At 37.2% G+C, this 11,727-nt stretch carries 8 protein-coding genes; 3 read left to right on the forward strand and 5 right to left on the reverse strand.

Annotated elements, in window-relative coordinates; translation table 11 throughout:
* Positions 1 to 71 precede the first annotated feature (71 nt).
* Complete coding sequence (locus PN497_RS04865; protein ID WP_096566928.1) at positions 72 to 1,604, reverse strand: SagB/ThcOx family dehydrogenase; 1,533 nt, start codon at positions 1,602 to 1,604, stop codon at positions 72 to 74.
* 204 nt (positions 1,605 to 1,808) lie between these two features.
* Here PN497_RS04865 and PN497_RS04870 point away from each other — a divergent pair, with 204 nt between their 5' ends.
* Positions 1,809 to 2,645, forward strand: a complete 837-nt coding sequence (locus PN497_RS04870; RefSeq protein ID WP_096572623.1) for an alpha/beta fold hydrolase — start codon at positions 1,809 to 1,811, stop codon at positions 2,643 to 2,645.
* Positions 2,646 to 2,764: 119 nt separating this feature from the next.
* A complete protein-coding gene (locus PN497_RS04875) occupies positions 2,765 to 4,474 on the forward strand; it encodes a serine/threonine-protein kinase (RefSeq protein ID WP_096566930.1) in 1,710 nt (569 codons plus the stop codon).
* A gap of 132 nt (positions 4,475 to 4,606) precedes the next feature.
* Here PN497_RS04875 and PN497_RS04880 read toward each other — a convergent pair whose 3' ends face one another.
* The 4 genes from PN497_RS04880 to PN497_RS04895 all read right to left on the reverse strand — a co-directional run bounded on the left by PN497_RS04880 (position 4,607) and on the right by PN497_RS04895 (position 9,868).
* The gene (locus tag PN497_RS04880; RefSeq protein WP_096566932.1) at positions 4,607 to 5,395 is read right to left on the reverse strand and encodes an ABC transporter permease; all 789 of its coding nucleotides are present in this window, start codon (positions 5,393 to 5,395) and stop codon (positions 4,607 to 4,609) included.
* A 60-nt stretch (positions 5,396 to 5,455) separates the two neighbouring features.
* Positions 5,456 to 6,436: an ABC transporter ATP-binding protein gene (locus PN497_RS04885; RefSeq protein ID WP_096566933.1), complete on the reverse strand. Its 981-nt coding sequence runs from the start codon at positions 6,434 to 6,436 to the stop codon at positions 5,456 to 5,458.
* Between the two features lie 472 nt (positions 6,437 to 6,908).
* A complete protein-coding gene (locus tag PN497_RS04890; protein WP_096572624.1) occupies positions 6,909 to 8,552 on the reverse strand; it encodes an ABC1 kinase family protein in 1,644 nt (547 codons plus the stop codon).
* Between the two features lie 251 nt (positions 8,553 to 8,803).
* Positions 8,804 to 9,868 (reverse strand): mannose-1-phosphate guanylyltransferase, encoded by a 1,065-nt coding sequence (locus tag PN497_RS04895; protein ID WP_096566935.1) that lies wholly within the window; start codon positions 9,866 to 9,868, stop codon positions 8,804 to 8,806.
* 257 nt (positions 9,869 to 10,125) lie between these two features.
* On the opposite strand from PN497_RS04895, the gene PN497_RS04900 reads away from it, so the two are divergent.
* Positions 10,126 to 11,646, forward strand: coding sequence for an LCP family protein (locus tag PN497_RS04900; RefSeq protein ID WP_096566937.1), 1,521 nt, complete (start codon positions 10,126 to 10,128; stop codon positions 11,644 to 11,646).
* The last annotated feature ends 81 nt before the right edge of the window (positions 11,647 to 11,727 follow it).

An 11,727-nucleotide genomic window follows, 5' to 3' on the forward strand; every position in this document is an offset into this window, starting at 1 on the left:
AATTATGTTTAATAAGTCGGGGATCTAATTTTTTGCAATCCAAAATCCAAAATCTAAAATCCAAAATTGCCTTACCTTGGTTTTCCCAAAGTAGTTATATATAAAACTGCTTCATCAGCGGGAATACCCAAAACATCATTTACCTGATCATCAAAGAAACCACCGATACCACTAACTCCTAAATTCAAGCGAATCGCTGCTAGATTAAGCCTTTGTCCTAAATGACCGGCATCGAGATGTAAATAACGGTAAACGCGATCGCCATATTGTCCTATAGCTGTTTTTAAATCAGCAGTATGAAATATTACCGCTGCTGCATCTCGTCCTAATTCCTGTCCCAAACAAAGAAAATGCAACTCACGACGAAAATTCTTAAAGCGAATTTGTCTTAATTCTTGGGCTTTTGGTGCATAATAATAACAGCCAGATTCTAGTCCTTTAACACCAGAAACAGCAATAAATGTTTCAATTAAATTCAGGTCAAAATAATCAGGAGCAGTATCTAAATTTTGATCCAGATAATTTTGTGGTTGATAGGTAAAATCGAGTAAAGCTTTCAGTTCATCAAAAGTTAATTTTTCACCACTATAAGAGCGAGTAGAACGACGTTTATAGATAGTATTTTCTAAATCTACAAAATTTTTACCCCAGTCAATTGGTGTGGTGACAGTAGAAAGTTTGTCGCAAAAAGGAAAATTATATTTATCATCTAAAGTTTTTTCTGGTTTGGTAGTGGCTACATTTTTTTTACTGTTTTCATCAGATTTAATTTGGGTGTGAACATGAAAATATTTTAAGAGTTTTCCATCAGGAATGGAAGGATAATTAGTTTCTGTTAATGAAGGTAAGGCGGTTTTTCCTAAAGGCAAATTTTGTTTAATATCTAATAAATCTGCCAATGCCATCACTACAGTTGCACCTTCTTGTTCTGGATCGATATACAGTAGATCATTGATAGCTTCATCTGCAAAACCACCAATTAAATGAGGACGATAATCAGTAATTGATCCTGCCAATTCAATGTTACCTAAAAGATGTCCAGTATCAAGAAAAATGCGACGATAAGCTCGATCTTCATAACGCCATGCAGAACGATAAAAAACCGCAGTAGTAATAATAGCGAGTTGAGTATTTTCTAAACTAGGATGCCAAAAACAAGCTGCTTGTAAAGCTGTCCAAACATCATTTTCCCAAAATTGTTTTAAAGAATGAGTACGACATTGATAGTTATAAAGTCCAGCAGGTAACAAAGCTGTACCACGGGAAACTAAATATACTTCAGCTGGGTATAAACCTCCTGCACTGGGAGCAGAGCGAAAATAAACTGCACTACCCATAGAAGGCATTTTCGCAGTCAGTCCATAACTGTGAAATAACAGTTGCGAAAGTCTCCGCCACCATCTAACATCAGGATTATGGTTAAAAGCCTCTGGTGCTTCTTGTAAATAGGGTTTAAGGTCAAAATCAGCGCCAATTTTGTATTCTTTAAATGGTACTGGTTGTTTAGCCCAGTCTAACTCCTGATTTTTCCCAGCTAATGTCTCCGGGTCGTATTTAGTACGCTCGTGGTAATGTTGGGCAATTGATTGGTATATTTCTGGCATAGTATTTTTAATTTAAGATCCTCGGAAAATTCTATTTTTTGATTGGGGACTGGGGACTGGTGACTGGGAAAGAAAATTTTAGATTTTAGATTTTAGATTTTAGATTTTATATTGGAATTGACAAAAACAATCCAAAATCCAAAATCCAAAATCTCAAATAAGTAACTCCTGACTCCTGCTGTATTTATTATGAATTACCAAATGATGCCTACACGCAAAACACTGTCAAAATCTGACGTTGAAATCTCTTACTTGGAATGGAACAAAGGTCAAAACCCATTGCTGTTATTACATGGTATGGCTGATAATGCTTGGGTTTGGTCGAGTTTAGGAGATTATTTAGCGGCTGATTACCATATAATTGCCCCAGATATGCGTGGTCATGGTGAGAGTAGTAAACCAGAGAAAGATTATAGTTTTGAAAGTGCGATCGCTGACATAGAAGCATTAATGGATCACCTGGGATGGAATGCTGCTCATGTTGTCAGTCATTCTTGGACAGGTAAACTAGCTGCTATTTGGGCGCGACAAAACCCAAAACGCTTAAAAAGCATCACTTTGGTAGATCCAATTTTCATCTGGAAAATGCCCAGTTTACTAAAATTAACTTTTCCTTTGTTGTATAAAGTTCTACCATTCTTAAAAACTATGGGACCATTTACCAGTTACGAAGAAGCGGAACAACAAATCAAACAACTAAGTCAATTTCAAGACTGGAGTGCTGTACAGCAACAAGTTTTTCAAGCGGGAATAGAACAAAAACCCGATGGAACTTGGGGTAGTAAATTTACAATTTCTGCCCGTGATGGTATTTTTGATGCAGTCTTAGAAGTACCAGGTTTTATTACTCCTGTTGATACACCTGCCCTCTTTATTCAACCAGAAAAAGGAGTAAACCGCCAAGATTGGCAAATTAAACCCTACAAAACCAACCTGAAAAACCTCACCTTTAAAAAATTACCTGGAAATCATTGGCCATTTCTAACCAAACCAGCAGAATTTAATCAAACTGTCGCCGAATTTTTAGCAAGACAAAAATGAAGGAGTCAGGAGTCTGGATTCAGAATAATTTTAGATTTTAGATTTTAGATTGGAGTTGACAGAAACAATCACCAATCACCAATCACCAATCACCAATCACCAATCACCAATCACCAATCATGAGTCTCTGTATAAATCCTATTTGTCCTCAACCTAACCACCCAGATAATGATGAAAACCGCTTTTGTCAAAGTTGCGGTTCTCAATTAGAATTATTAGGACGTTATCGAGTTTTACGTTTACTAAGTGATAAAACTGGGTTTAGTAAAGTTTATGAAGCTTACCAACAAGACACACCAAAAATTCTCAAAATCCTCAAAGAAGAATTAGCTAACGATAGCAAAGCGGTTTCTTTATTTCAACAAGAAGTAGAAGTTTTAGGACAATTAAAACATCCTGGTATTCCCCAAGCAGAAGAATATTTTACCTATCAAACCAGAGCAGGTTTAACCCTGCATTGTATGGTAATGGAAAAAATCGAAGGACCGAATTTAGAACAATGGTTAAAACAACAACAAAACCGCCCCATTTCTGAAAGTCAAGCAATAGCTTGGTTAAAACAACTAGCCGAAATTTTATTATTAGTACATAACCAACAATATTTACATAGAGATATTAAACCATCTAATATAATGATTCGTCCAGATGGACAATTAGTATTAATTGATTTTGGCACAGCCAGAGAAATTACAAAAACCTATATTGCTAATAATGGCAGCATGACATCTATTTCTTCTTCTGGTTATAGTCCCAGAGAACAAATGAATGGTCAAGCATTGCCCCAATCAGATTTTTTTGCATTAGGACGCACCTTTATATTTTTATTAACAGGATGTCAACCTGCTCAATTATATGATGCTCATTTAGATATTTTAAACTGGCGACATTTAGCAAATCATGTTTCCCCATACCTATTAAATTTTATTGATTGGTTAATGGCAAATGAACTTAATAAACGTCCTGAAAATGCCAGAAAAATCCTAGATAAATTAACAGAATTAGAAAATATATATACAGGAAGTAACGTAGCCACAGTCAATATAGTGGGTGGTTTAAAAACAGAAATAGTCACACCAACAACCACAACCAAAAATACAATTAAACCTCCCGAAAAACAACCCGAAAAATTACCCTTATTAGCCTTATTTACCGCCTTAATATGTTCCTTATTATTATTATGGACAGTAGCACTGGCAAACAGAAATAATAAATTTACCGTTGTTCCTGCTGACTATGGACAAGCACCGGTTAAAAAAGGACAAGTTGATTATTTTCCTTATGAAGAAGGGAAAGACAGTCAAGGGAAAGTAGCAGAATTTAACATAGCAGTTTTATCAGTAGAATATAAATGGCAACTAGGCAGCACTTTTCAAATTAAACATAACGATGAAATTATTAACCTTGAGGCTTTAAAAACTCGGTTAGAAGCAGAAGGAATACAGAGAATAATGGAAAATCCCAGTGAAATTATTTCTGTAGGTACAGCTTCCTGTGAAGGTGATGTGAACACAGAACAAAGTAGAGCGTTAGAACGTTCAAAGCAAATTCAATTATTAGCGAAACAATTATTTAGTAATACATCAAGTGTTCAAGGTTATAGATTATTAAACTTAGGACAATTTCAGAGAAAAGACTGTCAAGCAAATCAAGATTCTACAGCTTATCAACGCAGTATCATTATTATTGGAGTCAAAAAACAAGACGAGGGAGTAATATTAGATGAAGCACTCAGAGATAGATTAGAGAAAAAACCCTTTGCGGATTTTAAACTAGAAGATTATTCACTAGGTGCAGCAGATAAATTTAAAACAATTCCTAGTAATTTATAATCTTTCTTACTCTGCGTTCTCTGCACCTCTGCGGTAAATAAATCTGATAAAACTTATGGTCAAAAAAGCAGATATTAGCACCAAGAAACTTATTAGCTAACTTTCAATTTTCAATTTTCAATTTTCAATTTTTCATGCTCCCATTCCCGAATAACGCTTTAAACCTGCACGCCATAACAAGCGATTTGCACCTAAAAAGATCATAAACCAAGCTATAATTGATAAAAATCCTCTGGTTAAATCTACAGGTAAACCTACTAAAATACTAGCAGGGAAATTAATTAAATAAGGAAATGGTGTCATCATGGCAATATTTCGCACTGCTTCGGGAAAAACTTCTAAAGGTGCAATCATACCTGATAAAAACAGAAAAAATAAAAACCAAAAGGTTTCTAAAGCTGTAGCTCTTTCTGTCCAAAATGCTAACATTGCTAAGGTATATTGAATTAAAAATCTTAACGCAAAAGCCAGCAATGCAGCTAAGATAAATAACAATAAGTTAGGTAAAGTCGGTATCCAAAAAGCTTGGGGATATAAGATAAAAAAGAATCCTATTAATAGAAATACAAAAGGAAGTCGAGCAAATCTTTCAGAAATATGTCCAGCGAGATGATGAAATACTGGATCTATGGGTTGTAATAAGCGAGGTGAAAGTTTACCTTCTACTACTTGTTTTTCAAATTCAAAAATCACCCAAACAACTGTCAGTTGTCTAGCCAGAAAAACTGCGAAAAAGTAACGGGCAAAATCTAATGAATTTAAACTAAAATTTCCTCCTGCGGCGGCTTTTATCCAGACTCCCATGAGAATAATTGGTAAAGAACCAGATAATACCCATAATATGAGTTCTGAGCGATATTCTACCATATAGGCATAATATACAGTGAGCAAGGTTTGGATTTTTTTTAAAGGTTTTTTCATAGATATTTTACTCAAATTTTCTTATTAACTATTCCTGATTAAACTGTCACCTGTCAGCTATTAAACAAAACCTGCTTGAAAAACTCTACCAATTACTTCTTCTATTGGTGGTTCTGTGACTGTTAAATCAATAATGTCTAAATCAGCTAAAATTTGTGAAACGGTGCGAGTCAGTGCTTCTCTTTCAACTATAAATTTAACTTTTCTCCCTTCTAAAAGTTGAATATCACCATAAGAAGTTAATTTTTCCGCTGGTAATGGTTGGGATAATTCTACATCAATTTCTCGATAGGGTGCGAATTTTTCTAAGAGTCTATCTAAGCTACCATCATACATTAATTTTCCTTGGTGAATTAATAGCACTCGTTGACACAAAGCGGTAATATCTGCCATGTAATGGCTTGTTAATAATACTGTTGCTTGATAAAGTTGATTGTATTCTCGTAAAAAGTCACGCACTCCTACTTGAGCATTTACATCTAGTCCTAAAGTTGGTTCGTCTAAAAATAAAACTTGGGGACGATGTAAAAGTGCGGCTAATAGTTCTGCTTTCATTCTTTCACCTAATGAAAGTTTTCTGACGGGTTGATTTAGTTTACCTCCTAGTGATAACATTTCTGTTAATTCACCAACTCGTCGATGAAATTCCTTATCAGAAATGTTGTAAACTGCGGCGTTAATTTTTAAGGAATCTATTGCTGGTAAGTCCCATAGTAATTGCTGTTTTTGTCCCATGACTAGGGTGATTTTTTGTAGGAATGCTTCTTGACGACGAAAGGGAGTTAAACCAGCAACTTGAACTTGGCCACTAGAAGGATGAATTAAACCGGTCAGCATTTTTAAAGTTGTGGTTTTACCAGCACCGTTAGGTCCTAAAAAACCGACTACTTCCCCTGGTTCGATGGTAAAGGTAACATCTTGAACCGCGTTAATATTACGATATTTACGGCGAAAAAAGTGGTTAATTGTCCCAATAATTCCTGGCTCTTTAATGGCGACTGGATAGGATTTACAAAGTTTTTCTGCTATAATTATTGACATAAAAAATTATTTCCTTGTATTTTATATATTGTATTCTTTCGGCTTTTTGGTTGCTGCATACTACTAATATAGCGTTTCCCAGTCTAATAGACATCTCCAGAAAAGAAATTATGGAACTTATTTATGGGGGCAGAGCGAAGCATTTGGGATAAGCTGTTGTGCATTTAATTTGTATAAGTGGAACAGGCATCTTGCCTGTTAAACAAGAGTTCAGAATATTAGGATTATACAATTTAGCTGTGTAACAGCTTATTTAGATGTCTGATTTTTCCGTTAAATTATCGCCCAAATACTTCGCCTCTACAACTTATGACAAATTAATACATTCTATTGTGGAGATGTCTAATGAAGTACACTTGAGTCTATTCAATTTGGAATCTGACTGGACTGAGGAATAGGAGTTGCGGAGAGTTTTTGCGTAAGTCCTAAAAAATTCACAATTTTCAGTCCGATGTCGCTCACTTTAGATAAATTACTTTAAACGGCCTGAACGTAAAATACTAATAATTAACCATAAACCTAATAAACTAGCAGCAGCAAATAACAAGCTGCTCAGAAAAGATAATTGAGAAGTTTGAGCTTTACTAGAAATAATTGCTGCTCCCATTATTAGAGAACCTACTAAAATACTAAAAGAAAGACGGTTGGCTGCATCATCCATTGTTCGGCGCACACCGTCTAATCCTCTTAATGATAAATTCCATTGTAGAGTTTCTGATGTTACTCTGTCTAATAATAGTTCAATTTGCCGGGGAGATTGTAAAGAGAGACTTTTAATATCTAAAGCAGTCCGTAAAAGAGAACGAACCGGACTATCTCCTAATAACTGACGACGAAACAAGTCAGTGATTAATGGTTGAATTTCATCAAATAAATTAACTTCTGGGTTAAAGGTACGCGCTACCCCTTCTAAATTTGCTAAAGTTTTGGCATATAAACCCATATTACTGGGTAAGCGAATTTTATTATTACGAGCAACTTGTAAAATTTCATAAATTATTTGACTAAAATTGATCTCAGTTAAACTGACATTATAATACTTTCGCAACATTCGATCATAATCATTTTCTAAGCGAGATAAAATCACAGGTTGAGCAGAATCAGAAAGTTGTAAAGTTAACTGAGCGCACCTTTGAGCATCCAAATCAACAATTGCTAATAACATTTCTGTAAGAATTTGTTGAGTGCGGGGATCAAGTCTACCCACCATGCCACAATCTAAAAGAGCAACACGCCCATCCGTCAGATAAAATAAATTGCCAGGATGGGGATCAGCATGAAAAAAGCCATCAATATATAATTGTTGAAAAAATACTCTAAATAATAAAGTAGTAATTCCTTTCCGTTTAACAATAGAATCTTGAGCATTTTCGGGATTTAAATCTGCTGTTAAAAGCGGAACACCATCCAACCATTCCATCACTAATAATTTTTCTGTAGTCAAATGCCAATAAATTTCTGCAACTACAATTTGCGTGGGATCATACCAACGACCTTGGGATAAATTGCGCCGCAGTTGGTCTGTATAACCGGCTTCTCTTGTAAAATCTAATTCAGCTTCTAAAGCTTTAGTAAATTCCTCAGCAATAGATTTGATGTCATAAATTTGTCCAAAATCAGTTCTCGCCACCAAATCCGCAATACCTTGAATTAAGGATATATCTTGGGCAATGGTGACATCAATACCTGGTCTTTGAACCTTCAAAGCAACTTCTCGTCCATCAGAGAGAGTAGCACGATGAGTTTGGGCAATTGATCCCGCTGCTACTGGTATATGATTAATTGTTTGAAAAGTTTCTTCCAGTGGGCGCTTTAGCTGTTTGCGGATCACAACTTCAACTTCACCCCAAGGAACTGCGGGTACTTCATCTTGCAGGGTTGATAGTTCTTCAATATAAGCAGCACTTAATAAATCTGGACGGGTAGAAAGAAGCTGACCGAGTTTGACATAAACCGGACCCAAATCCACCAAAACATTTTTTAATACCGCAGGTGTAGGTAGTTGAGGTTCATCGGTTTTACCACCAGTCAACAACCGTCGCATATAGTCCCAACCATTGCGAAGGACTACTTCAATAATTTCCCGTTGTCGAGGCACAGTTTGGGTTAAAAACATTTTGGTGATTGGTAATTGGTAATTGGTGATTGGTGATTGGTAATTGGTAATTGGTAATTGGTAATTGGTGATTGGTAATTGGTAATTGGTAATTGGTAATTGGTAATTGGTAATTGGTAAGAGTTGATTATAAAACATAAAATTGATTAACCAGTCACCAGTCCCCAGTCCCCAGTCACCAGTCACCAATCCCTAATCACCAGTTATAATTAAAAACAATGATTGTGAGTATCTACCAACAGTTTTAACTTTTACAGCAAGTCAGTAAATCGGGGATCACTTTGCAGGGTTTTGAGGATCTGTTTAATTTCTTGAGTGCGTTCCTTGTTTACTATTAGGGTAACATTGCGATCGCGCACAATCACCACATCCTCCAACCCAATCGTCACTACCACATCATCTGGATTAGAAGCATAAACAATAGCGCCTTGGGTGTCTAGCCCTACATGGGTAGCTAATTCCACATTAGGATTATCCTCTGTTTTCAGTAGGCGTTCGATGGCATTCCAGTCACCCAGATCATCCCAACCAAATTCCACTGGCAAAACATAAGCTAGACTTGTCTTTTCCATCAGGGCATAATCTATACTCTTTTTAGGCAACTGAGGGTAAACATCGGGTCCTTGTTGTTCTAAAGGTCGGATAATTTCTGGGGCATGGGTATGGAGTTCTTTGAGAACCACCCCAGCCCGAAACACGAACATACCGCTATTCCAGCTAAACCGACCCGTTGCTAAAAAATTCTCAGCCGTTTCCCGGTTGGGCTTTTCAGTAAAGCGGTGAACGTGATAAGCTGGCAACTCATTAAAGCTACCAATCTTTTCACCTTGTTCAATGTAGCCGTAACCCGTGGACGGGAAAGTAGGCTTGATCCCCAAAGTGACAATCGCTGCTGTGCTAGTCGCTAACTGGGTAGCAGCACTCAAGGTATTTGCAAATACCTTTTGATCAGCAATCCAGTGATCAGCGGGGAAAAAGCCAATAACAGCGTCTTCTCCGTAACGCTTGTTAATTTCCAAACTAGTCCAAGCAACGGCGGCGGCTGTATCCCTACCCTCTGATTCAATCAGCAAATTTTGCTCTGGCAGATCGGGTAGTTGTTGTCGTACTCCTTGAGCTATTTGGCTAGAAGTAATCACCCACAGGTGATCCCAACCACCTGCGAGTGTTAGCAGTCGATCAGCGGTGGCTTGTAGTAAGCTTTTAGAACTGCCATCGAGACTTAAAAATTGCTTAGGTCTGTCCCGGCGACTAAGAGGCCAAAAACGCTCACCTTTACCACCCGCCAAAATAACAGGGATCAATGAATGACTCATGTTGTTATATACACTTACTGCTTAACAATATTAAGTGTACATTCATTCAATTTGGGATAATCTTCACTGATCAATCTGAGTGTTGGGGAATTTTAGATTTATAACTTAGTGGCAAATGCGAGGGTGATGACAAGAACAAAATCTAAAAATCAACAGTCTAAAATCTAAAATCTGCATAGATAGCTCTAACTCTAGCAACAAGAATTTGTAGCTTGCATTAACATACCTTTAGGGAGTGGTTGAGTGGGGAGACAATTGTGATAAAACAAGTTCAATGGTCCAAAAATCAAGTTATACCTCAACAAACAACAGGTTTAGATCAAGAGGCACAACCGCAACAATTTCAAAGGGTAGAAAATCAGGTCATACCTACCCCAGTACCAGGATCAGGGACAGAGGTTCAACCAAAACAGCCAGTAACACAGTCAATAAATAATCCACGTCAAGTCGTTGAGTCAGTAGGTGCTATCCCTAATGAACTCTACGATCGCTTAGGGTTAACAATGCCCCGCTGGCTATTGTGGATATTAACTTTTGTTATTGGTATTATTTTATCAGGTTTATTGGTGTCAACTTTGGCCTTATGGACTCCCCTCTGGAGTAATTTAGAGCAAGCCAAAGATGATGATTTTGGATCTACTACCAGTAAAGATCAGGTAAAAGTACCTGGGGATTTATGGAATAAACTTTCTCAGTACCAACTATCAAAACCCATGAATATTTTAGTCATGGGCATTGAACCAGTGAAGGGTACTGTTGACGGTTCTCCAGAAAGTTTTGCTGGTAGCAGCGATACGATGTTATTAATTCGGTTAAATCCTAGTGATAAATCTATTCGTGTGCTTTCCATTCCCAGAGGGACAATGATCGCCCTCCCAGATGAGGGATTAACCAAGGTTTCAGAAGCAAATGCTAAAGGTGGTCCAGTATTAGCTGCACGGGTAGTTAGTCGGACTTTAAGCAATGCTCCCATAGATCGCTATATTCGCATTTCTACTAGCGGTTTGCGGCAATTAGTTGATCAGTTGGGTGGGGTAGATGTATTTGTACCCCAAGGGATGAATTATCAAGACAATGCTGGTGGTTTGTCGATGAATTTGGTTAGCGGTTGGCAAACTCTTAACGGTGAACAAGCAGAACTTTTTGCTCGTTTTCGGGAATCAAATATCGGGGATCTGCCAAGAGTGCAACGACAACAAGCACTAATAACTGCTTTAGTTCAACGTTTAAATAGTCCCACCGTTTTACCCAGGTTGCCTCAAATTACTCGCATTATGCGGAAGTATTTTGACACTAACCTGAAAATGGAAGAAATGATGGCTTTGGCTAATTTTTCTGTGAATGTAGAACGGGATAATTTTCAAATGTCCATGCTACCTGGTACGTTTAGTAAGTTTAGTAAAGACCCAGATAGTTACTGGTTGAATTTGACTGGACAACAAAGCTTATTGAATGATTATGTTGGGGTGGATATACCTGGTTTAAAATCAGATTCCCGTCCAGTTTCTCGCCTCAAAATTGCTATTCAAAATGCTTCCAATCAACCTCAATTAACAGAACAAGTTATTAGCTATCTCAAATCCAAAGGTTTTGCTAATATTTACACAATTCCCGATTGGCCTGATACTTTGCGGCAAACTCAGATCATTTCCCAAAAAGGAAATCCACACCCAGGGGCGGAACTGCAAGAAATTCTAGGCTTAGGTCAAGTTGAAGTTTCTGCAAAGGGTGATTTAGGTGCTGATTTGACAATTCGCATTGGTCAAGATTGGAAATAAGGACTGGTGACTGGTGACTGGGGACTGGTGATTGGGGACTGGGGACTGGTGATTGGGGACTGGGGACTGGTGATTGGGGAC

Source organism: Sphaerospermopsis kisseleviana CS-549, assembly GCF_028329225.1.
GTDB lineage: Bacteria > Cyanobacteriota > Cyanobacteriia > Cyanobacteriales > Nostocaceae > Sphaerospermopsis > Sphaerospermopsis kisseleviana.

Excerpts from the sequence above, each read along its gene's own strand:
- PN497_RS04865 (WP_096566928.1), bottom strand. The coding sequence starts at position 1,604 with ATGCCAGAAATATACCAATCAATTGCCCAACATTACCACGAGCGTACT.
- PN497_RS04890 (WP_096572624.1), bottom strand. The coding sequence starts at position 8,552 with ATGTTTTTAACCCAAACTGTGCCTCGACAACGGGAAATTATTGAAGTA.
- PN497_RS04870 (WP_096572623.1), top strand. The coding sequence starts at position 1,809 with ATGCCTACACGCAAAACACTGTCAAAATCTGACGTTGAAATCTCTTAC.
- PN497_RS04875 (WP_096566930.1), top strand. The coding sequence starts at position 2,765 with ATGAGTCTCTGTATAAATCCTATTTGTCCTCAACCTAACCACCCAGAT.
- PN497_RS04885 (WP_096566933.1), bottom strand. The coding sequence starts at position 6,436 with ATGTCAATAATTATAGCAGAAAAACTTTGTAAATCCTATCCAGTCGCC.
- PN497_RS04880 (WP_096566932.1), bottom strand. The coding sequence starts at position 5,395 with ATGAAAAAACCTTTAAAAAAAATCCAAACCTTGCTCACTGTATATTAT.
- PN497_RS04895 (WP_096566935.1), bottom strand. The coding sequence starts at position 9,868 with ATGAGTCATTCATTGATCCCTGTTATTTTGGCGGGTGGTAAAGGTGAG.